General features: G+C 60.3%; 14 protein-coding genes. 8 read left to right on the forward strand and 6 right to left on the reverse strand.

All coding sequences use genetic code 11. From position 1 onward, the window contains the following. The first annotated feature begins 24 nt into the window (after positions 1–24). The 6 genes from BWR59_RS13440 (at position 25) to BWR59_RS13465 (ending at position 15,295) form a co-directional block, all read left to right on the forward strand. A complete protein-coding gene (locus BWR59_RS13440; protein ID WP_081566130.1) occupies positions 25–4,788 on the forward strand; it encodes a neuraminidase-like domain-containing protein in 4,764 nt (1,587 codons plus the stop codon). Positions 4,789–4,790: 2 nt separating this feature from the next. Next, positions 4,791–9,254: a SpvB/TcaC N-terminal domain-containing protein gene (locus BWR59_RS13445; protein ID WP_081566131.1), complete on the forward strand. Its 4,464-nt coding sequence runs from the start codon at positions 4,791–4,793 to the stop codon at positions 9,252–9,254. A gap of 69 nt (positions 9,255–9,323) precedes the next feature. Next, a complete protein-coding gene (locus BWR59_RS13450) occupies positions 9,324–12,218 on the forward strand; it encodes an RHS repeat-associated core domain-containing protein (protein ID WP_081566132.1) in 2,895 nt (964 codons plus the stop codon). 189 nt (positions 12,219–12,407) lie between these two features. After that, positions 12,408–13,178 (forward strand): transporter substrate-binding domain-containing protein, encoded by a 771-nt coding sequence (locus BWR59_RS13455; protein WP_081566133.1) that lies wholly within the window; start codon positions 12,408–12,410, stop codon positions 13,176–13,178. A gap of 2 nt (positions 13,179–13,180) precedes the next feature. After that, entirely contained in the window at positions 13,181–14,527 is a 1,347-nt protein-coding gene (locus BWR59_RS13460; protein ID WP_143490826.1) for a diguanylate cyclase, read from the forward strand. An 18-nt stretch (positions 14,528–14,545) separates the two neighbouring features. Further along, positions 14,546–15,295, forward strand: coding sequence for a transporter substrate-binding domain-containing protein (locus tag BWR59_RS13465; RefSeq protein ID WP_230982005.1), 750 nt, complete (start codon positions 14,546–14,548; stop codon positions 15,293–15,295). Positions 15,296–15,333: 38 nt separating this feature from the next. Here BWR59_RS13465 and BWR59_RS13470 read toward each other — a convergent pair whose 3' ends face one another. Beyond that, positions 15,334–15,945 carry a glutathione S-transferase gene (locus tag BWR59_RS13470; RefSeq protein ID WP_081566135.1) on the reverse strand — a complete coding sequence of 204 codons (612 nt, stop codon included), beginning with the start codon at positions 15,943–15,945 and terminating at the stop codon, positions 15,334–15,336. Between the two features lie 295 nt (positions 15,946–16,240). Between BWR59_RS13470 and BWR59_RS13475 the strand changes: the two genes are divergently transcribed. Together BWR59_RS13475 and BWR59_RS13480 are read left to right on the forward strand one after the other, a co-directional pair. Then, the gene (locus tag BWR59_RS13475; RefSeq protein WP_081566450.1) at positions 16,241–17,884 is read left to right on the forward strand and encodes a phosphoethanolamine--lipid A transferase; all 1,644 of its coding nucleotides are present in this window, start codon (positions 16,241–16,243) and stop codon (positions 17,882–17,884) included. A gap of 6 nt (positions 17,885–17,890) precedes the next feature. Next, a complete protein-coding gene (locus BWR59_RS13480; RefSeq protein WP_081566136.1) occupies positions 17,891–18,715 on the forward strand; it encodes an AraC family transcriptional regulator in 825 nt (274 codons plus the stop codon). Between the two features lie 14 nt (positions 18,716–18,729). Here the strand turns inward: BWR59_RS13480 and BWR59_RS13485 are convergent, their stop codons facing one another. The 5 genes from BWR59_RS13485 to BWR59_RS13505 form a co-directional block, all read right to left on the reverse strand. Continuing rightward, positions 18,730–19,317 carry a LysE family translocator gene (locus tag BWR59_RS13485; RefSeq protein WP_081566137.1) on the reverse strand — a complete coding sequence of 196 codons (588 nt, stop codon included), beginning with the start codon at positions 19,315–19,317 and terminating at the stop codon, positions 18,730–18,732. A gap of 95 nt (positions 19,318–19,412) precedes the next feature. Further along, a complete protein-coding gene (locus BWR59_RS13490) occupies positions 19,413–20,852 on the reverse strand; it encodes an MFS transporter (RefSeq protein ID WP_081566138.1) in 1,440 nt (479 codons plus the stop codon). A gap of 127 nt (positions 20,853–20,979) precedes the next feature. After that, positions 20,980–22,374: a class II fumarate hydratase gene (locus BWR59_RS13495; protein WP_081566139.1), complete on the reverse strand. Its 1,395-nt coding sequence runs from the start codon at positions 22,372–22,374 to the stop codon at positions 20,980–20,982. Then, positions 22,371–23,672, reverse strand: coding sequence for a C4-dicarboxylate transporter DctA (gene dctA / locus BWR59_RS13500; RefSeq protein ID WP_081566451.1), 1,302 nt, complete (start codon positions 23,670–23,672; stop codon positions 22,371–22,373). The genes BWR59_RS13495 and dctA overlap by 4 nt, the downstream gene beginning before the upstream one ends. A 90-nt stretch (positions 23,673–23,762) precedes the next feature. Beyond that, a complete protein-coding gene (locus BWR59_RS13505; RefSeq protein ID WP_081566140.1) occupies positions 23,763–25,118 on the reverse strand; it encodes an adenylosuccinate lyase family protein in 1,356 nt (451 codons plus the stop codon). Positions 25,119–25,158: the final 40 nt, after the last annotated feature.

Genomic DNA, 25,158 nt, shown 5'->3' on the forward strand with positions numbered 1-25,158 from the left:
CATTTCATGATCTAAGGAAAGAACATGTTCACAGCCATCGACAGTCAACTCAATGAAGCATTACGTGACGCATTGGTTGCTTACTTCCTTGACGAAGTCGTCAAGGGAAGTTCGCAGCTCGAAACCCTGGGGCTGCCAGAAACGATCAAGGACGCCAACGATCTCTATCAGTTCCTGCTGCTGGATGTGCAGGTTAGCCAGAAGGTAGAAACCAGTCGTGTCGCATCGGCCATCAGCAGCCTGCAGCAGTACATCAATGCCATTTTCATGGGCATGGAGCCGGGGTATGAAAACGAGAGTCTGGAATCCAGCGTGGTCACGCATTGGCGTGAACAACAGGCTCAATATCCGCTGTGGGCTGCCAGCCAACAACTGGCGTGGTACCCGGAGATTTATATTGACCCTTCGCTACGCCTGAAAAAAACCCCGTATTTCCAGCAACTTGAACAGGACATCAACCAGAACAGGATCAACGTCGATACCGTCCAGGAAGCGGTCAAAAGCTACCTGACCAAGTTCGAGCGAGTGGCCAACTTGCATGTGGTCAACGGTTATGTCACCTCCGACAAGTTCGGCGACGGCACTTACTACTTCATCGGCAAAGCGCGGGGTGAAACGGCCTACTACTGGCGCTCCGTTGACATGTCCCAGCGCAGCTTCAAGGAGGGTGCCGACGGGCCCAGGATGGATAACCCACAGCCGGGGGCCTGGACCACCTGGGAGCAGGCCGACTTGCCGATTTCCGAAAACGCATTGGGGGACACCCTGCGCCCGGTGTATTTCAATAACCGGTTGTTCGTCACCTGGCTTGAATACCAGCCCAGTGACAACGCGGCCCTGAGCGTGTCACCCAGCGCAAACGACACACCGACGGTCGAAAGCACTTCGCTCGTGCGCATGATGATGGTCTATAAGAAATACGACGACAGCTGGAGCGCCCCGAATGCCTGCCTGACGTGGTACACGAATATCGCGCCGCAGAGTCTGAAAACCATCACTGTGCAGGATACGGCGACCTCGCTGTTCCTTGCCCTGTATGCCGATTACACGCCTGGGGCGGCCGAGGATGGAAGCGCCGATACGTACGCGCTGCTGAAGACCTCGAGTATGGACAGAAACTTCAATCTGACTGAGTTGTTCCCCGCCAGCGGGGAAGTACCAGAGAGTGATCCCGGGGCTGTCACAAAAGAAATCCATGTACTTAAACTGGGTCGGCTGTTTGCGCATATAAACCCGCAGCGCTTGCAGTTCAGAGTGCCGCCTCTGGACATCAGGTTAAAATCGGTCGAAAGTTTTAGTCCATTCCCCACGTCCGATGAATGGAATATCGATCAATTACAGGGTTGTGTTGCCGAAGCGCTGGAAAGCGACGTCATTTACGACCAGGAAAACGCCACGCTTGAGTTCCACTCGAAACTGAGCCGCTCGCCTGAAGACTTCACCACCCGCCTCGACATTTCAACGTGGGCCCCACTGGGCAGAGAAGGCCTGGTTTTAAAGTTTGTGTTCGACCAGGACGACCCCAGCCCCACACATATGAAGCTACTCTCCGGGTCCACCATCGAAGGGAACTCGGGATGGAGGCAAGAGGACGCCTCGATCGACGCCTACAGTTTCAAACAAACCGACGGTGTTGCCAGTCCTTACCTTTTGTGCGACTCGCCACTTACCGAGCGATTTACGGTTGTGGGAACGGGAAGAGGTCCTTTTCCCATTCACGACAAATATGTGAACAGAGCTGCCGTCCGCGAAATATTGAAATCGTCGTCCCTCTCCGGAACCTCAGTATTAACGCGTTATACAAAAGGGGTAGAAATAAGTTCGACCACCGGGCGGCTCAACCATCACGACCGAGCCGGCCAGACCGACTTCCAGCATCACATTGCTCGTCCGACCTCAATACGCTCCAAAGAAGCCGTATGGCCACAGGCCTATTCCCAAAACCGCGTATCCCTTGGCTCGGCATCGGAGCGGGGTGACCTGCTCCCTCCTGACACCCTCGTACTAAAACTACCCATCAACGAGGAAACCTTGCGGCCGGATTGGGGCGTCACTTGGCCACCGGTCGAGCAGGACGGCCGGTTCATTCCATTCATGCACGGGATTACCGTAAGGAAAGGCAGAACCCTCGTCGGTCACGCAATCAAAGGTGTGCTGGTAGAGCTCCAACATTTACCGCTGACCTCCAAAACGCTGATCGCCCCAAAAATCAATACCCGCCACAGCGAAACACTGGGCACTGCCGAGTTCATCGATTTCGAAGGGACGGACATTGGCTACAGCGACGGATCGGACACCGAGAAGCGCTCTCCCCTGCGCATGAACACGCTGTTTGCCCGTGAGTTGACGCAGAAGGTCGATGTAGCGCTGGAGTATCTGCTGACCTGGGAAACCCAGGGTCTACCGGAGCCGCCCATGAACGACAGTGGCGATGGAAAATCAGCCACGATGGACTTTCACGGTGCAAACGGCCAGTACTTCTGGGAGCTGTTTCTGCATATGCCGTTCCTGATCGGCCATCGGCTGAATCTGGAACACGACTTCGCACAAGCCGAGCGCTGGTACAACTTCATCTTCGACCCAAGCCGCAAAGCCGACTCCGCGACGGGGCGTCCGGCCTTCTGGAATGTGCGACCGCTGGTGGCGGACCAGACCAGTCCGGGTTACGCCACTTCTGCAGCTACCGATCCTGACGGCATCGCCATGAGTCACCCGATTCGTTATCAGAAAGCCATTTACCGGCATTACCTGCAGAACCTGGTCGACCAGGGCGACGCAGCGTATCGACAGCTGACCCCGGACAGTCTGAATGAGGCCAAACTGTGGTACGTGCGCGTGTTGGAAATGCTTGGGAACCGACCGGATGTCAGGTTGATCGATCACTGGACGCCCATTACCTTGCAGGAGCTGACTTCAGCGCCAAACCCCCATCTACGAAGCTTCGAGCTGCAACTGGTGCAGCAGGATCAACTGCGCCTTGACAGCCAGAAAGCCAATGGTGGCCAGTCCGCCTACCGTTTCGAACAACCACCGTTGCGGTTGCGTACCTTCAGCCAGGACCCCACCCTGAGCGAACTGGATAGCCCGCACTTTCGTGTGCCGATCAACTTCAAGCTGGTGGCGCTGTGGGAGGGTCTGGAGTCACGGCTGCGAAATCTTCGTGACAATCGCACCCTGGATGGCAAGCCGCTGTCCCCCGCGCTGTATGCAGCGCCTTTGAACCCCGGGGAAATGCTGGCAAATCTCGGCCAGAATGCATCGGGAAGCAGAGGCAACCGCAACCTGACCCTGAGCACGCCGCATTACCGTTTTGCGGTCATGCACCCACGGGCGAACGCGGCGGTCGAAACCTTGATCCAGTTCGGTCATACCTTGCTGTCGTTGATCGAGCGCAAAGAACAGTCCGAGCTACAGGAACTGCAACACCAACAGGCCTGGGACTTCGCTCAGCTCGCCGTCGATCTGCAAAAACAAACGCTCAAGGTCGATCAGCAAAACCGCGCCGCCTTGCTCGCCAGCCGACAGGTCGTTGAAGCACGCCTGAACTTCTACAGCGAGCGCAGCGATGAAGTGGTCAGCGCTGGCGAAATCGCCGCAGGCGCTGCTCACCTGGCAGGACGCCATGCAGAAACGGTATCGGCCGTGGCCGATGTGGTGGGTTGCGCACTGAAAACCGCTCCGAACCACTTCGGGATGATTGCCGGCCTCGCCAACGGGGTCATTACCGGCGGTTGGCGCCTTGAAGGCCCGGCGGAAATGGCCAGTTCGGCTGCAGCGGGCATAGCGGCAACCCTGCACGGTGTCGGCGATGCACTGGACCGTGTCGAGCAATACCGCCGTCGTCATCAAGAGTGGATGCTCGCCCGTGACCAGGCGAGCCTTGAAGTGGCACAGATCGACGCCCAACTCGCGGTGCTGGACGAACAGACACATATCTCGGAACTCCAGCTGCATCAGGCAGAAACGGCCTTGGCGCAGGCGAAGATCACCTACGCGTTTCTTGGCAAACGCTTTACCCAGTCGCAGCTGTATCAGTGGTTGAACGGTCAGTTGGCGTCGTTCTACTACCAGGCGTACGACGCCACGCTGTCTCTGTGCCTGGCTGCAGAAGCTTGCTGGCAATACGAGATGGCAGACTTCTCCACGCGTTTCATCCAGACAACGGCCTGGAACGCGACCCATCGGGGCTTGAGCGTCGGGGAATCGTTGAAGGTCGATCTGCTGAAAATGGAAAGTGCCTATCTGTCTCGTAACGATCGGCTACTGGAAATCACCAAGACCGTGTCCTTGCGCCAGCTGTTGGAGAAGGACCCTGACTCGAACGTCAACGAGGATTGGGACACGATTCATCACAGGCTTCGAACTCAAGGCAATGTGGATTTCGAACTGACCCAGGCGATGTTCGACCACGACTACCCTGGCCAGTATTGCCGACGCATCGCGCGAGTCAGCGTGTCGCTGCCCGTGACACTCGGCCCCTACGAGGACATCCGCGCCACGCTGACACAGACCTATAACAAGGTTGAATTGGCTTCGGTCGGGATCAACAGCGTTCGCGAGAATCTGCGCGCCAGCCAGCAGATCGCGCTGTCCAGCGGCATCGATGACGACGGCATGTTCACCTTGAACTTCGACGACGACCGTTACCTGCCATTCGAAGGCACGGGCGCCGTCTCGCGCTGGTCGCTGCAGTTCTCCAATCATGCAACGCAACAGGCAGCCCTGGATTCACTGACCGACATCATCGTGCATGTGCAATACACCGCCAAACCGAGTGAGGGTGTGTGAGCATGACCAGTCAAAACACACTCATCATCAGCGCTCCCTCCCTGCCCAAGGGCGGGGGTGCCATTCAAAGCATCGGCAAGGGTCTGGGACCGGTCGGCACCCAGGGAACAGCGACGGCGGGCATCGAGTTACCCATTTCATCCGGACGCGGTTTCTCGCCGGCGCTGACGCTCGGTTACAGCAGTCACGCAGGCAACGACATCTGCGGCATGGGCTGGAGCCTGTCGCGTAGCGCGATATCCCGGTACACGCGCAAGGGTGTACCGAATTACAGCGAGGACGATCTGTTCGCAGGGCCCGATGGCGAGATGCTGATGCCCGTGCGTGACGAACACGACCGCATCGAACGCAGAAGCGTTGATTCGTTTCGCTCGCTGGACCTCCAGACGTCGTGGCACGTCGCCCGCTACCAGCCACGCATCCGACACAGCCATGACGTGATAGAGCACTGGCGTTCGAACGATGACGACCCCGGTTTCTGGATGATCCATGGAAGCGATGGCAGCCTGCACGTCTATGGCCAGGGCGAGCAGTCGCGCATCACTGCACCGGATGGCCAACGGGTCGCACAGTGGCTGCTGCAGGAGTCAATGAATGCCCATGGCGAGCACATCGTTTATGAGTACAAACAGGAGGATGGCCATGGCGTTGATCCGCAATCTCCAAGGGATTTCGTCTGTCAGCGATACCTGAGCCGAGTCTGCTACGGCAACCGCCAGGCTACCCCCCATCTTTATGCCTGGGGCCAATCGACTGCCGCCCCGCAATGGCACTTCGAGTTGCTGTTCGACTACGGCGAGCGCGCCACTGGCCTTGCCGAGCGGCCCGGGTACCCGGCCACCGGACCGTGGCCGCTGCGCAGCGATCCCTTCTCCAGTTACGTCTATGGCTTCGAACTGAGAACCTGGCGGTTATGCCGGCAGGTCCTGATGTTTCATCACTTCCCCGACGAAACCGGCCCGGACCCGGTGCTGGTCCAACGCCTGTCGCTCGAATACCAGACCACCGACCTTTCCTATAGCCAGTTGCAGGCGGCTCATCTACAGGGCTACGACGCGCGGGGTCAGGTTGATTGTCGGCCCCCCATGGAGTTCGGCTACAGCGGATTCGATACCCAAGAGGGCCGCTTCGAGGAATTTCAGCATTTCCCCGGGCTCGATGACGGCCAGCGTTATCAACTGGTGGACCTTTACGGAGAAGGGTTACCCGGCGTGCTGTACCGTTCCGAGGGCTGCTGGTACTACCGCGAGCCGCAACGTGCGGCAGAGGCGCAAAACCCTGACCAGATTACCTACGGCGACTGGCAGACATTGCCTCGAACCCCCGCCGCCGACCAGCACGAGCCGGTAAACCAGTCACTCACCGATATCACAGGCAATGGTCGGCTGGACTGGGTCGTGTCTCAACACGGTCTTCAGGGTTTCTTCACCCTTGGAGCGGATCGCCAGTGGTCAGGATTCACGCCGTTCAGCGCCTTTCCCAGTGAGTTCTTTCATACCAAGGGGCAAATGGCCGACCTGATTGGCGATGGCCTGAGCGACCTGACGTTGATCGGCAACCAGAGTGTGCGGCTATACCGCTCCACACCTCGGCAGCCGAGCTTCGAGTCGGGCACGCATGTCGACCATGACCAACCCGGCGACTACTTGCCGACGCTCAACGACAGCCACAGCGATGTCGTGGCGTTCAGCGACGTGTTGGGCAGCGGTCAACAGCATCTGGTGCGTATCCGACACAACGAAATCATGTGCTGGCCCAATCTGGGCCATGGCCGATTCGGGCGAGGATTTCGTCTTGCCGAACTGCCGTTCAGCTATGACGAATTCGAGGCGTCGCGGGTACTGCTCGCCGATCTGGATGGGTCGGGCGCTGCCGACCTGATTTACCTGACGCCGGACCACATCCAGATTTTCATGAACAACGGCGGCAACGGCTTCGATCAACAGCCCAGACTCCATTCCTGGCCACAAGGCATGCGCTATGACCGGTTTTGTCAGGTGAGCGCTGCGGACGTGCAGGGCCTTGGCTGCTCCAGTCTGATTGTCACCTCGCCCCACCCTTCGCCCCGCCACTGGCATTGCAACTTCGCAAGGCGCAAGCCTTACCTGCTGATAAGCACCGACAACAACATGGGGGCATCGGCACACGTGACCTACCGAAGTTCAGCGCAGGAATGGCTGGATGAAAAGCAGGCGCTTCAGCTTCAGGGTCAACCCGCGCATTGCCATGTCCCGATGGCGATACACCTGGTCAGCCGCCAGCAGCAACTGGATGAAATCACCGGCAATATTTTCACCCAACAGCTGCGCTATCGGCAGGGTTATTACGACGGCCACTATCGGGAAATGCGTGGATTTGGCCTGGTCTTACAGACTGACAGCGAAATGCCCAGCCTCTCGCCCCTGGGATATGACAATGCCCCGCTGCTGACCAAAACCTGGTTTCATACGGGCCGCTTCGTCGATATGCCGGACAGCGGCCACGACACTTCTGACCCACAGGCGCGTGCGCTGGGTAAAGCGTTATTGCTCGACGAACGCTACCAGATCATCGACGTAGCGGACGAAACGACCCGACGCGAAATGGCCAGGGCCCTGAGCGGCCTGACGCTGCGTCTGGAGATCTTCGGTCTGGACGCCAGTGCGCAACAGGAGCTGCCCTACACAGTGCAGCAACACCGTCATGCCGTGGTGCTTGAACGCGCACCCAGCACCGGACAACCCTACGCAATCATGCGCCGTCTCGAGCTTGAGTCGATCAGCTATCAATATGAGCGCCAACCAGACGATCCACGCTGCCAGCACTCACTTCATCTGCAATGGGACGAGTTCGGCACCCGCACCCACAGCGCCAGCGTCAGCTATGCACGACGGAAAAGCCCGCTGGACGAGCCGCCGTTCGACCAGGAGCACGAACGAAGCTGGTGGCGTGACACCCATGACCCGGCGCAGGCGCGCTACCACCTCGAGGAAGTTCGCGCCAAGTGCATTCACCTGACCGGGGACGACTATCTGCGTCTCGGCCTGCCTTGGCGCGAACGCCGCAACGCCTGGGTACTGACCGCCGATGAACTGACGCCGCAGGACATTACCTTCGAGGCCCTGCGCAGCGAAGGCAGCCCGCTGGAACGAGTGAACGGTCGGGTTCTGAGCGCAATGTCCGAGCAGACATACAAGCGTGCGCTGCCATGGGATGACGTGCTCGCGCCCGGTCAGGCAACGTATCAGGCCTTGCCGGGATATCTGGAAGTCGCCGAACTCGACGAAGCCGCGCTGCATGCCTACGACTCGGTCCTGACACGTGCCGAACTGGAAGCACGGCTCACGGAAGATGGCTATCGTCCCATGCAGTCGTTCCTGCCTGCCGACGACACCCTGGTGTGGGCCGTGCGTCACGGCTTCGTGACCTACGCAGCGGATGCAGGCTTCAACCATCCGATCAGCGTGAAAACTGTCGAACGCCTGGGAGCGACGACGACTGATTACGACGCCTACCACTGCCACACGGTCCGGATCACCACCGCCGATGGCTGCCAGACAGTGATCGATCACGATTACCGACTCATGTTGCCGACGCGCATCGTCGATCCCAACCAGAACACGCAGGAAGCGCTGTACGACGGGTTTGGCGCCCTGCGCGCCAGCAGCTTTCACGGCACCGAACTCGGGCAGCCCGCAGGATTTGACCCCATCGACCACTACAACGTCGGCATCAGGTCGCCGCAAGAGGCGATCAACCATCCCGAAGCCGCCGTACAGGGCGCCGCCGCCGCTCACTTCAGTGACCCGTTCGCGTGGATGGGCAGAGCGCCCCAGGAACTGATCGATGACAACGCCTGGCTGGCCCGACAGGTCCTGGCGGGCAATCTGCTTCCAGACGGGCACATCCGTCAGTCTGCCCGGCTACGACTGACCAGCGACCCGGACTCTGCGCACTGGGTCAGCAAAGCGAGACGCGAACCGGTGTACGCCGTCAGTCTGCAACCTGACCGATATCCGGATGACACCGATGCGGCTCAGATCCGCATATCCAGCACCTCGTGGGACGGGTTCGGTCGAGCCCTGCAAACCCGACAGAAAGTCGAGCCAGGGCAGGCCTGGCAAACCGGAGAATACGGTGAATTGACCTTGCGCAAGGGTGCCCCCGTCGACAGCGAAACCCCCTCGCGCTGGCGCGTCAGCGAGCGAGTCGAGTACAACCACAAAGGCCTGGCCAGCCGGATTTACCGGCCCTTCTTCGCCGATGAGTCCCGGTACATCGACGACGCTTCGCTCAGAACTGCGGGGGTCAGCGACCGGCAATTCTACGACCCCACTGGCAGACCGACGCTGACCATCACGGCCAAGGGTCTCTGGCGGCGACAGCGATATCTGGCCTGGTACAGCATCAACGAGGATGAAAACGATACCTTCGAAGAGGCCATGGCTGATCGCCTGCTCGAGGAGCGGCGAGGCCAGCCATCATGAAACCGGGTATTGGCGCGGCCACCCGACATCGAGCCTCTGCACACTTGGTTAACAGACAGGACGTCTCAAATGGACCGAACACTTCATCAGTACACACCGCTCCTCATTGCCAGCGACAGTCGAGGACTGACTGTCCGACACATCGCCTACCATCGGGCGCAGTTGGACGATCCACCCCAGGCGAGGATCAGCCGTCAGCAGCACGATGCCCGAGGCGAGATCATTGCTGCCTGGGACCCGCGTCTGCATGCCGCCGGAGCTGCACCCAATCAAACCGCGATTTTCAGTCTGTCCGGCGCAACGCTGCTGGCTGGCAATGTCGACTCCGGAACGCGCATTAACCGGCATGCCGATTCCGGCGCCATAACAGAAAGTTGGGACGGCCGAGGCACGCATTGGCGGACCGACTACGACGTGATGTCTCGACCGTTGCAGATGAGCGAGCAGGCGCAGGATCAGCCTGCGCGTGTCATCACGCGATTCACCTATGTCGCCCCCTCGCCGGAGGCGGCCTTGCACAACCGATGCGCGCGCGTCAGCCGACTGGACGACACGGCGGGCAGCCTGCTGTACGCCGACTACGCCCTACTGGGCGAGACGCTGAGCGAAACCCGCCATTTTCTCAGCGATCCCGAACGCCCTGACTGGCCCCAGGTACCTGCCGAACGGGATCTTCTGCTGGAGCCAGGCCCAGGCACGACGACACAGTGGAGGTTCACGGCGACCGGCGAGGCCCAGCTGCAGATCGACGCGATGGGTAATCGCCAGCGGTTCGTTCACGGGTTGTCCGGTGCACTTTCAGAAGCCACCCTACGTGCCGCAAACGGCGCAGAACACGCGATACTGAGCGATGTTGCCTACAACGCCAATGGCGAGATCCAGCAGCAGACCGCGGGCAATGGTGTGATCAGTCGATGCGAATTCGACCTCTTCGATGGACGCCTAAAGACCCTGCAGACCGTAAAGCCCGACGGACACTGCGTGCAAAAGCTGAGTTATGAATACGATCCGGTCGGCAACATCGTGCGTATCGAGGACGCCGCGTTGTCGACCAGTCATTACGCCAACCAACGCATCGATCCGGTCAACCACTACACCTATGACAGCCTCTCGCAATTAATCGGGGCCACGGGACGAGAGGCACTGGGCGCCGCGATCGGTCCGCAATTGCCTGACCTCGAATTGACCCCGGGCGACACAAGCCGATTGCTCAATTTCACCCAACGCTATCAATACGACAGCGCCGGCAACCTGACCCGGTTGCAACATGTGGGTCACAACAACTACACACGGTCCAAATTCGTCGCGCCTGACAGCAACCGCTGCCTTCCCGCCAACCCGGACGGCGTGCCACCCGATTTCGACAGTGCCTTTGACATCAGCGGCAACCTGCTGACGCTGCAAAGTGGGCAGCGGCTGGAATGGGACGGTTTCAATCAGCTCAGCCGCACCGTCTCGCTTGCCCGGCAGGATGGCGCTGATGACGACGAGCGTTATGTCTACGATGCCGATGGAATGCGCGTGCGCAAAATGGTCACGGCAAAGGCCAACAGCACCACGAATGTCGCCGAAGTGCGCTATCTGCCCGGGCTCGAGATTCGCCACAACGGTCACGAGCAATTGCATGTCATCACGATGCAGGCTGGACTGTGCGGTGTTCGCCACCTGCACTGGGTTGCCGGAAAGCCATCGGATATCGACAACGATCAACAGCGTTACAGCTTTGATGACCCGATGGGCTCCAGTGCGATGGAGCTGGACCAGACCGCAAGGCTGATCAGCCACGAAGGTTATTACCCTTACGGGGGCAGCGCCTGGTGGGCTGCAAGGTCCGTCATAGAAGCCAGATACAAGATCGCGCGCTACTCAGGCAAGGAACGTGATGCCAGCGGTCTTTATTACTTCGGACAGCGTTACTACGCACCGTGGTTGCAGCAATGGATCAGCCCGGACCCCGGCGGCACCATTGATGGCCTGAACCTTTATAGGATGGTCGGCAATAACCCCGTCACCTATGGCGACCCTGAAGGAACGGATGGTCTGCGCAAGAGCCTGCAGCTGGCGGTCAAGGGGCAAAAGCGCTTCGATCATGACCGTGCCGAGCATGCCAAGGCAAAAGCCCGTGACGAGGCTAAAGTGGCCAGGCAACAGCAAATCCAGCCATTGAAGGATGCCGTGAAGGTTCACCGAGAGGTGTTGAGCATCGCCAGAAAAAATGCAGCGACGGCCAGCCAGCAATTGCTCAACCATTCGTCGCCGGGGGAACAGGCCATCTCCGCTGTCAAACGCGCGGTCGCTTTGGTGGCGACCAAGGCGATCCCGGCAGCAGCAGGCGCTGGCGGCGCGGTATTGGGGAGTTTTGTCGCGCCGGGGCCGGGTACAGTGGCGGGTGCCGCCATCGCGGCGAAAGCGGCGAGTGTCGCCACGGGATATGCGATTTCAGGATTGGGCTGGAATGACTCCGTGAAGCTGAAAACCAGCGCGTTGTCCGGCGCAAGCATCTATGAAGCCGGAGATCTGAAAGCCGCCAGTCTTCAGGATAAGGCTGTCTCGAGAATGAAAAAGCTGGTGCCCTCTTCGAAAAAGGACCTGCTCGCACTTGGCAAAGACGTTGCGAAGGAAGGCTTGGGGAAAGCCTCCTCAACCTATGGGCCAGCCTTGCAGTTGATCCCCGAAATACCGGAACTGATTCATGAAAATATCGGGGCAGCGGGTGGTTTGTCTCCGGATAAGCTGCAGAAACTCGACGATAACGTGGGCGATCTGATCGAGAGAATCACCGACGGCATGGGTTCGATCAGCAGCCTGTTCGGCGAGCTGAAGGTCGACAGCGTATCGCACCCCGAGATCGGCAACGTCTACTCCCGCAGCACGGCTCAAACGCTGGCTAACGAGACCGCCGGGGTGTTGGGCCAACTCAAGGAGCTGCGCAACCAGGGTCAGAGGCTGGTGCAGGGCCGCTGACAACCACCCAGGCAAAGACTGATGAGTTGGGCGTACTGCCAGAGAGCACATGATGAACGGCAGATAAACGTCTCAAGTGGCGGATTTTTCAGCCGATATCATGCTTGTGCGAGGCAGTGCGCCCGGTTTTCTCCGATTCCGCCGGAATGGGAAAAGCGGCCGCGACCGCCGTCGATGAGGTCGCCGTCCATGACACCCCCAACGCTCAATCACAAAGCTCGCAGCGTGCTTTCCGGCGCCGTGCTGCTGTGTCTGAGCATTTGCAGTTCCTACGCAGGGCCCATCCGGGTCGTTACCGAGGAGCTGCCGCCCTACAACATGACCCGCGACGGCCAGTTGACCGGCATGAGCACCGAGGTGGTGCAGGCCGTCCTCAAGCAAGTGAACGTGCAGGCGAGCATCCAATCCATGCCGTGGGCTCGCGCCTACGACCTGGCGCTGCATGACCCTGACGTGCTGATCTACTCCATCACCCGCACGCCGGAACGCGAACACCTGTTCAAATGGGTCGGCACCATTGCCTCCTCGCGCTGGTATATCTATTCCGCTGCAAGCCATCCCGTCAGTCTGCTGGACCTGAACGACGCGCGTGACTGGCAAACCGCAACCGTCAACGAAGATGTCGGCGAGCAATACCTCATCGGCAAGCAATTCGTCATTGGCAAGCAGTTGCAGTCCAGCAACCGTTACGAACTGAACTATCAGAAGTTGCAAACCGGGCACGTCGACCTGTGGATCTCGGACGAATTGAACGCCGACTACCTGGCGCGGGAGGCGGGCGACGAACCGGAGCGAACGCTGGTGCAATCCTTGCGTGTGCGAGAGCTGGAAGAAGCTGGCGGCTTCAACATGGCGTTCAGTGCCGGTACGGCGGATGCTACCGTTCAACTGTTTCAAGATGGATTGAACGCCATCCGTGAAAACGGAACCTACGATGCTATTGCGCGGAAATGGAATTGAGCATGCTCGCAGAGTCCGAATCGAAGATTTCTGGAAAGGCCGTTGCGCCCCCGCGTACCGGTTCACTGGCGCGTCGGCTGGTATTGGCGACATTGGCGTTCTGCGTGCTGTTCACCATCGCCACGGTTTCGGTGCGCACCTGGTTCGCCTGGGGCAATAACCTGGCGACCATGAACGCCGAACTCGGCCTGATCGACCAGGTGTTCCAGGGCACGCTGTCCAAGGCGGTCTGGGAAATGGACAGCGAAGCCTTGCAGGCGCAGATCGACAGCGTGGCACTGGCCGCCCCGGTCGGGCGGGTGGAATTGCGCATCCTGCGTCCCGGTCGCGCGCCGGAAGTCCTTGAACGCCAGCATCCGGGGCACACCGGCTCGATCCTCGCCCCGGCACTGCGCCGGCAATTGACCGTTTCACCCTACCCCGGCGCCAACGAGGTGGTCGGTGAGTTGACCATCGAAGGCGACGAAAGCCTGCTCTGGCGACGGCTGTGGAAAGAGGTCGGTATCATCATGCTGACCCAGATCATTCAGTCGCTGGCCCTGGCCGGGCTGATCATGGGCATGTTCAACCGCTCGGTGACCCTGCACGTGCGGCGCATCGCCCGCCATCTGGAGCAACTCACGCCGCAGAACCTCAAACAGCATCTGACCCTGGAACGCCGTGGCAAGGCCAGTGACGAACTGGATCTGCTGGAAGCCGGCGTCAACGACTTGCAAGACAAACTCGCCAACCACATCGAACGTCAGAGCCGCGACGAACTGGCGCTGGCCGCCAGCCGTGATCAACTGGCGGAACTGGTAGAACAACGCACCGCGCAATTGAAAGCGGCGAACATTCGCCTTGAAGCCCTGACCCGCTTCGACCCGCTGACGGGCCTGGCCAACCGCCGGCACTTCGACGAACTCAAGGAGCTGGAATTCAACCGGGCATTGCGCCACGAACAACCGTTTTCAGTGCTGATGTGCGACATCGATTTCTTCAAGCTGTACAACGACAGCTACGGCCACGCCATGGGCGACCAATGCCTGCGGGACGTGGCGCTGACCATGAGCGCGCTGTTCTCGCGCTCCGGTGAACTGGTGGCGCGGCTGGGCGGTGAAGAGTTCGCCGTGCTGCTGCCGGGGCAGACTCGCGATCAGGCACTGGCATCGGCCGAGCGTCTGCAACAACTGCTCAGTCATCAGAAACTGCCCCATAGCGCCTCGGCGGTATCGCCTTATGTCACCTTGAGCATCGGCATCGCCGAACTGGACGTGACGACCATGGAGCGTTTCGACCAACTGCTGCAAAGCGCCGACAAAGCGCTCTACCGGGCCAAGAGCCTGGGCCGCAACCGGTGTGTGATCTGATCAGGGAGACGATCTGACATGAGCAATTCCACCCATCTGATCGGGCAACTCTGGCACTTTCTGTCGGCCACAATGCTGATTCTGTCGTGCCTCACGGCCCAGGCCGAGCCGCTGCAAGTGGTCACCGAGGACTCCTCCTACAGCGAGCTCAAAGACGGCAAGGTGGTCGGGGTCGCCAGCGAGATCGTCGAAAAGACCCTGGCCAGGGCTGGCGTCACCGATTACCACATGGCGCTCTACCCCTGGGCGCGGGCCTATGACATGGCGCGGCTGGAACCCAACGTGATGATCTATCCGATCATTCGCAGCAGCGAGCGCGAGCCGTTGTTCAAGTGGGTCGGCGAACTGGATCAGGTCACCCCGATGTTCTACAAGCTGCGCGAGCGGCAGGACGTGGTGGTCAAGGACCTGCAGGACGCCAAGAACTACACCGTGGGCGTCGTGCGGGACGATTCGCGACAGCAATACCTGGAGGGCAAGGGTTTCAACAGGATGGTGGTGTCGGCCAACAACCTCGACAACCTGCGCAAGCTGATCAGCGGCCAGGTTGCGCTGGTGCCGTTGCCCGAGCGCGAGGCGCGGGAACAATGCGAGGATCTGCACGTCGCCTTCGAAGACCTGGAAAGCGTCTACACCATCGACGAGCTGTCCAAGGGTCTGTATGTCGCCCTGAGCCTCAAGACCCCGGAAGACACCGTCAAACGCATCACCGCCGCCTTCGCTCAACTGAAGAACGACGGGACATTGGCGAAGGTGATGGCGCAGTAGATGTCGACCCCAGGTTGCTATGTGCTGCGCCCCAAGCGTTACACCATCGGCAAACTGCTGAAGATATCCAACTGCTCGGCCTGGGCAGTGAAGGCCGCGAGAACCGGGTAGTCCTCGGCGCTGGCCTGATCCGGCACCACCAGTTGAATGAACGACCAGCCCACGGCAACGCTGATGCCGTCCTGACCGATGTCCGCGCTTGCACTCAGCGGCCGGGCTTTCAACTCACGTTCAATCTCCGTACATGCGGTCTTCAGCTGCTCGCTGACCCTCTCGATCCAGGGCGCATGCTGAATGGCCTCAGGGCGAAGATTGCGCTCGTAGTAAATCTGCACGGCTTTTTCATAAGCCACGAGTGCCAGGCCGGTCAGACGTAATGTTCTGGCGCGTTCAGCCAGTTCTGTTGGCATCAGGCCATTGCCCGGCCCTTTCAGGCATTCGACGTAATCAAGGATCAGGCTCGACTCCATCAACACCTGACCATCGTCGGTGATGAAGGTCGGGGCCTTGATCACCGGGTTGACTTCCCTGAAGCGCTCCATCCCGCGAAACACCGACACGGCCTCATGCTCGAACTCGATTCCCAAGCGTTTGAGGCTGACCCCGACCCGCCGTACATAAGGCGAATCCAGCATTCCGATGAGTTTCATCCCAACAACCTCCTGTTGCGTCAGTGATACCAGGGTAATGGCACATTCTCAGGCCCGTCACCGCAGGCTAGCAAACGCTCAGAGGCGCGCAACGTACAGTTGATGAATACAGCCAGCCTGCTTACAACCTGCCTATGCTGTGTTCACGAATTCTTCACAAACGTTCTGGAAAACTCCGCGCGATCTTCGGCTCCCTTATCAATTGGCCTGTCCATGACAGGCTCGTCTGACGTGCCGGTCGCAAGGATAGGACCGCTGAATGCACGTGCAGGCCTCGTTTCGAGTAGTGCTTTATATGGAAATGCGTTCAAAGCTCAGACCCGTTACCTCCACCCGCCTCGTCATGCTGTTTTCCCTTGCTCTGGTTGTGTTCTACAACCTTGCGACATGGCATGCGCTTGTCGGCCTGACGCAGCTGCAAGGCCTCAAGGTCGTGGCTTTCTATGCCTCTTTCGCCGTCTTCCTCTGGGCCGCGATCACCCTGCTGCTGACGCCCTTCTCGTTTCGCCCGACCCTCAAGCCGGTGCTGAGCCTGGTCGCGCTGTGTTCGGCGGCCGCTGCGTACTTCATGAACACCTACGGCATCAGCATCGACACGACAATGATGCAGAACGTGCTGGAGACCAACCCCGGCGAGGCGAAGGCCCTGCTCAGCGGCAAGCTGTTTCTGTATCTGGGTCTGCTGGGAGCGCTGCCTGTCGCCTTGATCTGGTGGGTACCAGTGACCTACCGCCGCGTCCTGCCGGGTCTGGTGAACAAAGTGTTGGTCTGCATCGGTTGCATTCTGGTGATCGCCGCAGCCGTAGGTCCTTTCTACTCAACCTACGCACCGATCTTCCGCGACGAAGACAAACTGACCCACTTCATCAACCCGACCAACTACATCTACGCCATCGGCAAGCTGACCAAACAGACCGTGGCGATCAAGGAAACGGTGAAGATCCAGCCCGTTGGCACCGACTCGGTACTCAGCCCGCAAGCGCAGCAACGGCCGAAAAAGAGCCTGATGATCTTCGTCGTCGGTGAAACGGCCCGCGCCGACCATTTCTCGCTCAACGGCTACGATCGCGAAACCAACCCGGAATTGAAGAAGCAGGACATTCTCAACTTCACCCAGGTGGCGTCCTGCGGGACGTCCACGGCGGTTTCCGTGCCGTGCATGTTCTCCAAATTCCCGCGCAGCGAGTACAGCGACAAGAAAGGCAAGACCTACGAGAGCCTGCTGGACATGCTCCAGCGCGCCGGATTGAAGGTGGTGTGGCTGGACAACAACAGCGACTGCAAAGGCACCTGCCTGCGCGTACCCCACAGTGACATCCCGAAAACCCAGCCAAGCCCGTTCTGCGACGGCCAGAATTGCCTGGATGAATCGTTGCTGGTGGGCCTGCAGGCGTACATCGATTCGCTCGAGGACAACGCGATCATCGTGCTGCACTCCGACGGCAGCCACGGGCCGGAGTACTACGACCGCTATCCGAAAACCCTGGAACGCTTCACCCCGGTGTGCCACACCAACCAGTTGGGCAGCTGCACCTCGGACGAGCTGAAGAACGTCTACGACAACACGATCCTCTACACCGATCACTTCCTGTCGCAGACCATCGAATTGCTCAAGCGCAATCAGGACAAGGTCGACACCTCGATGATCTACGTCTCGGACCACGGCGAATCGCTGGGTGAAAATGGCATTTATCTGCACGCAGCGCCCTACGCCATCGCTCCGAGTGCGCAGACCCACGTGCCAATGGTCATGTGGTTCGGCAACCAGACGCTGGAAGATGCCAACATCGACCGCAGTTGCCTGGCCGCCAAGCAGAACCAGCCGGACCTGAGCCATGACTACATGTTCCATTCGGTGCTAGGCTTGCTCGGCGTCGACACCAGCGAATACCAGCCGGCTCTGGACATCTTCCACAGCTGCAAACACAACAAAGGATGATCTGACATGGCCCTCCAGAACCCGGTGAACCACGCAGCGACACCGGTGTTCTGGCGGGACGCGCAACTGCCTTTCATCGAAGCCCGCTCCATCGCCGACGGACGCAAGGTCTGTTATTCGCGCCATTCCCATGAAATGTTTTCCATCGGTGCCATCACCGGCGGGCAAAGTACGTATCTGCACGAAAAGACCCGACAGACCATCAGCACCGGCACCGTCGTTCTGATGAACCCCGGCGATGTTCATGCCTGCAATCCCATCGACGACCAGTCGTGGTCCTACATCATGCTGTACGTCGATGCGCAATGGCTGGGCCGGGTTCAGCAGGCGTGCGGCGTCGAGGGTTTTCGTGCGGTACCGGCGATTTCCAGCCGTGACCCCGAGCTGTTCGCCGGGTTACTGGAGCTGCACCGAACTTTGATTGATCCGTCGTTGGAGTCACTGGAAAAACACGAAACCGCCATCGGATTTTTCACCCTCATGCACCAGCGGCTCGGCGGCTCGGACGCGCCGCTGAAGAGGGTCAATCGCAAGGTGGAGCGCGCGGCGCAGTACATCAATCAGCATTTTCTGCGGGCGATCCGGCTGGAGGAAATCTGCCAGGCGGCGAACCTGTCGGAGGCTTACCTGATCCGCGCCTTCGAGCAGCACTATCACATGACGCCCCACGCCTACCTGATCAACCGGCGCATCCAGCACGCTCAGGCACAACTGCGCGACGGCGAGCCGATAGCCGACATCGCCCAGCAGAGCGGCTTTGCCGATCAGGCGCACTTCCAGCGAGTGTTCAAGAAACACCTGGCGGCGACGCCGGGGCAGTACCGTCAATGATCCCTCACCTGCAATCAGACGTACAACAGTGACACTGCACAGCCTGCCAGCAGCGCCGCCATGCTGCGGTTGAAGGTGCGGATCCGCTGCGGGCTGCGCAGATACGGCCCCAGAAACGCCCCTGCGTAAACCCAGCATGCCACCGACAGATAGCAGACGATGAAGTAGATCAGGGCAAACAGCCCGATCAGCCGTGCTTCGCCGTCAGCGACGAATGCGCCCATGCCCGCCACGGCCGCCAGCCACGCCTTGGGATTGAGCCACTGCATCGCCGCGCCATGCCAGAACGACGGCAGACGCGTGGGTTTGTCGACATTCAGGCGGCCATCGTCCATCGCCAGTTTCCAGGCCAGATACACCAGGAACGCCATCCCCGACCAGCGAATGATGTCGGTCAGCACCGGGTACTGACGCAGCACCTCATGCAGGCCAAAGCCGGTGAAGACCAACAGCACCACAAAGCCGACCGTCGCCCCCATGACATGCCGCAGGCTCGCCGCCAGGCCGAACTGCGCGCCGCTGCTGAGCGCAACGACATTCACCGGCCCCGGGGAAATGGACGCGGCGAGGGCAAACGCCGCCATGGAAATCGTCAGGTTCATTGCTGCAACGCTCCGTTCATTGAATGTCGGGAGACGTTAATGGATAGCGATTTTGCGGTATTGAAGAAAACTGACCAGTGCAATCGAATCCAGGATCAATCGCTCGCCTGCGACAACGGCCGCGCCACCTGCTCAAGGGACTTGCGCTCCGAGGCCACGCCCCAGATCGCCTGCACCGCAGCGGCCAGCAGCATCAACGCCGCGCCGATCAGGTAGCCGATGAACACCGGGCCGCGTTGATGGCTGTCGATCAACTCGCCAAACAGGGTCGGGCCGACGATGCCGCCCAACGCCGTGCCGAAGGCATAGAACACCGCAATCGCCAATGCGCGTATCTCCAGCGGGAAGGTCTCGGCCACGGTCAGGTAGGCGGAACTGGCCGCCGCCGAGGCGAAGAAAAAGATGATCATCCAGGCAATGGCCTGCTGGGTGACACTCAACAGACCCTGTTCGAACAGATAGCCGCTGATACTCAGCAGGACGGCGGAGACCGCATAGGTCAGGCTGATCATGATCCGACGCCCTACCACATCGAACAGCCGACCCAGGAGCAAAGGCCCGCAGAAGTTGCCCAGCGCCAGCGGCAGCACGTAATAACCAATCGACGCCGACGGCACCTGATAAAACTCTGTGAGCACCAGCGCGTAGGTGAAGAAGATCGCGTTGTAGAAAAACGCTTGTGCGGTGAGCAGCGTCAACCCTACCAGCGCCCGCCGCCGGTAGGTGTTGAACAGTGTGTCGAAGATCTCCCGCAGCGGGGTGTGATCTCGCGCATGCAAACGCAGTTTCGGACCCTCGACCGGAGGCAGTGCGTGGCCCTGCTGCCGAAAGCGTTCTTCGATGCCCTCGACGATCACCCTCGCCTCCTCGGCCTGACCATGAATCAACAACCAGCGCGGGCTTTCCGGCAACCACAAACGCATCAGCAGGATCACCAGCCCAAGTATCGCGCCGATGCCGAAGCACAGGCGCCAGCCCAGATCGCCGCCGATCCAGCCGGGGTCAAGCAGCAGAATAGAGCCGCCAGCACCCACCGCAGCGCCGATCCAGAACGTGCCATTGATCGTCAGATCGACCCAGCCGCGAAAGCGCGCCGGGGTGAACTCTTGAATGGTCGAATTGATCGCCGTGTACTCGCCGCCAATGCCCATGCCGGTGAGGAAGCGAAACAGCATGAAACTCCACAGGCTGAAGGAAAATGCCGTGGCTGCCGTGGCGCTGATGTACAGCGCCAGGGTGATGAAGAACAGCTTGCGACGGCCCAGCCGGTCGGTGAGCCAGCCAAAGAACAGCGCTCCCAGCACCGCGCCGGTGATGTACGCCCCCCCGGCAAGGCCGATATCGGCATTGGTCAGGCGCAACACCGGGCTCTCTTTCAACGCCCCGGAAACCGAGCCAGCCAGCGTGACCTCCAGACCGTCGAGCAGCCAGGTGATCCCCAGCGCAAACACCAGCAGCGTGTGAAACCGGCCCCACGGCAAACGATCCAGACGTGCCGGGAGGTCGGTTTCGAAAAGCGCGCCCTTATCTGCCATCGTTGATCCTCACGCCAGAGATCGGGATGACCTCAGGTGTGAGAGCCAGACGAAGTGGCGGAGTTCAGCCAATCGCTGATCGATCTGATACAGCACGGCTTGCCGGCGGTGGCATCGAGGAAGTCGTCTATCTGCCCGGACTCACCATCAACTCCGGTCGCACCAGACGCTGGTATTCCTCAGCCGTGATGAACCCCAGCGCCACCGCTGCTGCCTTGGGCGACAGACCTTCCTGCGCGGCCTTGCGGGTGATCTGGGCGACGCGGTCGTAGCCCAGGATTGGATTGAGAACCGTGGCCATGAGCAAGGCGTTTTCCAGATTGTCGGCCAGGCGCTGATGATTGACCTCCAGCCCCTTGACCAGCTTCTCGGTGAAAATGCCGACGCAATGGGCGAGCAAACCGATCGACTGCAGCAGGTTGTGGATCAGCACCGGCTTGGCGACGTTGAGTTCGAAAGCGCTGGAAGCGCCGGCGATGGTGATGGTGCTGTGGTTGCCCATGACCTGCATCGCCGCCTGCACCAACACTTCGGCAATGGTGGGGTTACGCTTGCCGGGCATGATCGATGACGTCAGGCCGTCATCCGGCAATAACAATTCGCCCAGCCCGCAGCGCGGTCCGGAACCCAGCAGGCGAATGTCATTGCCGATCTTGTTCAGCGACACCGCCAGCACGTTCAACGCACCCGACACTTCAACCAATGCATCGTGGGCCCCCATGCCTTCGAATTTGCTCGGATTGGGCGTGAACGGCTCGCCGGTGATCAGGCTCAGCTCTTCACAAAATGCCGCATCGAAACCCCTCGGCGAATTCAGCCCCGTGCCCACGGCGGTGCCGCCCTGGGGCAACACCCGCAAGCGCGGCAAGCATCCTTCGATGCGCTCGATACCCAGGCCGATCTGCCGAGCGAATGCATCGAAAGCCTGGCCTTGGGTCATCGGCACGGCGTCCATCATGTGCGTGCGGCCGATTTTCAGCACGTTCGCCCAAGCGCGGGCCTTATCGGCCAAGGCATCACGCAACCCTGCCAATGCAGGCAACAGCTGATCACGCAGCGCCAGCGTCGCCGCCACATGCATCACGGTGGGAAAGCTGTCGTTGGAGGACTGCGAGCGGTTCACGTGATCGTTCGGATGCACCGGATGCTTGCCGCCCAACTCGCCGCCAAGGGCAAGATTGGCCTGATTGGCAATGACCTCGTTGGCGTTCATGTTGGTTTGGGTGCCGGAGCCGGTCTGCCAGATGGTCAACGGGAAGTGCTCGTCGAACTCCCCTGCCGCCACTTTCTGCGCCGCCTGCTCAATGGCTTCAGCGAAGGCGTGCGGCAACACGCCAAGCCTGCGATTGGCCCGCGCGGCAGCGATTTTCTGCTGACCGAACGCGTGAATCAGGCCCGGCGCAAAACGCTCGCCATGACGGCCGAACACTTCCAGAGCACGCTGGGTCTGCGCGCCCCAATAGCGGTTGGCAGGGATCGCGACCGGACCGAACGCATCGTTTTCCATGCGCAGGTCACTCATAGCGCTGCCCCCGGCGCGCGGCCCAATTCGCGGCGGTATTCTTCACGGGCCGTCTGCTCGGAAAACTCTCCGGCCCACTTGGCGACCACGACCGTGGCGACGCTGTTACCGATGGTATTGCAGGTAGCGATGGCCATCGACATGAAGCGGTACACGCCAAACAGCAACGCCAGGCCTTCAGCCGGTAGAACCCCGACCGCAGTGACCGTTGCCGCGAACACCACAAAACTGCCACCGGACACCGCCGCTGCGCCCTTGGATGTCACCAGCATGATGGCGACGATTCCCAATTGATGCTCCCAACTCAGCGGCACGCCGTAGGCATTGGCGATGAACAGCACGCACAGCGACATGTAGATCGACGTGCCGTCCAGGTTGAAGGCATAGCCGGTGGGCAGAACCAGGCCGACGCTCTGCTTCGAGCAGCCGAACTTCTCCAGCTTTTGCAGCAGTCTCGGCAGCGCGCTTTCCGACGATGCCGTCCCGAGCACGATGAAAATCTCGTCCTTGATGTAGTTCAGGAAACGCCACAGGCTGAACCCGGACAGTCTGCAAACAGCGCCGAGTACCACGAAAATGAAGAAGAAAATCGCCACGTAGAACATCAGCACCAGATTGGCCAGCGACATCAGCACTGCCGTGCCGTTGCTGCCCACCGCGTAGGCCACCGATCCGAATGCACCGAGGGGCGCGAACTTCATGATCAGGTTGATGAACTCGAAAAAGCATTCGGAAATGCGGCTCAGGCCCTCCTCGATCACTTCGCGCCGTTCAGGCTTGAGCGCCAGCAGCGCGAAGCCGAACAGCACCGAGATCACCAACACTTGCAACAACTGACCACCGGCAAACGCGCCGACGAAATTGTCGGGGAAAATCCCGTAGATGAAATCCATGGTCGACACCGGACCATGCCCTTTGGCAACGGCGGCGCTGGCGGCAGCGGCCGTGGCGCTGCTTGGGTGGGCGTCGTGCATGCCCGAACCGATCTGCAGCAGATTGCCCCAGATCAGGCCGATGGCCAGGGCCACGGTGGACAGCACTTCGAAATAGATCAGCGCCCGCAGGCCGAGCTTGCCGACGCGCTTGATGTCGCCGGCCGACGCGATGCCGTGGACCACGGTGAAGAATACCAGCGGCGCGACGGCGGTCTTGATCAGTTTGAGGAAGATGTCGCCGAGAATCTTGAAACTGGCCGCCGTTTCGGGCGCCAGAAAGCCGAACGCGATTCCCAGGACCATGGCCGCGATCACCTGAAACGTCAGGTCGCGGTAAAACGGTTTTTTACCGGTAGAAGACATGCTTGCGCTCTCATTGTTGTTATGGGGCAGAAACAGGGTCTGAAACAGTGCCTGGCCGAACGCGCAGTTCCACACGCCCGGCCTTGCCTGTCAGCGCTTGACCGAGCCTTCGCGGGCCAGGGCGCGGTCGACCATCTGCGGCGCCAGGCCAAGGTAGTTGCAGGGATCGGTGAGGCGTTGCAGCTCGGCCAGATCCAGCCGCTCGGTGACGGCTCCCTGTGCGACCAGGGCGTCCAGCAGGCTGATGTTTTCGTCGTTGGCCACGCGGCAGGCGGCGTACACCACGTCATGAGCCAACTGGCGACCGAGGGCGGGTGCCAGGCCCATCATCACGGCTTCGGCGACGATCAGGCCCTGGGTCATGTTGAGGTTTTTGAGCATGCGATCAGGGCGCACTTCGAGCCCGGCCAGCATGAACTTCGCCTGACCCAGCGACGCCGCGCTCAGGGCAAAGGCTTCGGGAATGGCGATCCACTCGGCCTGCCATGGACCGGTCGAACGCTCGAAATCCTGAATCATCGCATCGAGCATCAGGCCCGCCTGCTGACGCACACCCTTGGCAGCGGCGTACATCAACTCGCAGGAAATCGGGTTGCGCTTCTGCGGCATTGTGCTGCTGGCGCCCCGGCCTTTGACGAACGGCTCGTAGGCTTCGCCCAGTTCGCTGGTCATCATCATCATGACGTCCAGTGCGACCTTGCCCAGCGAGGCTGTCACCAAGCCCAGAAAATTGAGGGTTTCCGCCAGGCCGTCACGGGCCACATGCCAGGTGGCTTGCGGTACGCCCAGGCCCAGTTCGGCCATCAGCGCCTCCTGCACTTCAAGGCCCTTGTCGCCCAGCGACGCCAGGGTACCTGCCGCACCGGCGAACTGCCCCACCTCGACCCGCGGGCGCAGCTCCACCAGTCGCTCGGCGTGACGGTCGAACATGCTCAGCCAGACCGCGCATTTGTAGCCGAAGGTGATCGGCAGGGCGTGTTGCAGATGGGTGCGGCCCGCCATCGGTGTGTCGCGATAACGCTGAGCCAACCCGGCCAACAAGCCACGCACGTCCTGAATGTCACGTTCGACCAACGCCAGCGCGGCGCGCACCTGCAGCACTACGGCGGTGTCCATGATGTCCTGGGTGGTCGCCCCCCAATGCACAAAACGCCCTGCTTCGCCGCAGGTCTTAGAGAGTTGCTCGACCAGCGGCAGGATCGGGTAACCGACGATCTCGGTTTCGTGCTGCATCAGTGCCAGATCCAGCGATTCGAACGTCGCCCTGGCGGCAATCTGCTCGGCGGCGTCGGCGGGAATCACCCCGCAGCGGGCTTCGGCGCGAGCGAGGGCGATCTCGACTTCGATATAGCGCCCGATCAGCGCCTTGTCGGAGAACACTTCGCGCATCTCGGCAGTGCCAAACATGTCGCGGAACAGAGCGGAGTCAAAAACGGTAGTGGACATGGGAAGGATCTCAAATGTTGTTATTGGCCGTACATATTTA

The organism is Pseudomonas sp. Bc-h (assembly GCF_002080045.1).
Lineage (GTDB): Bacteria > Pseudomonadota > Gammaproteobacteria > Pseudomonadales > Pseudomonadaceae > Aquipseudomonas.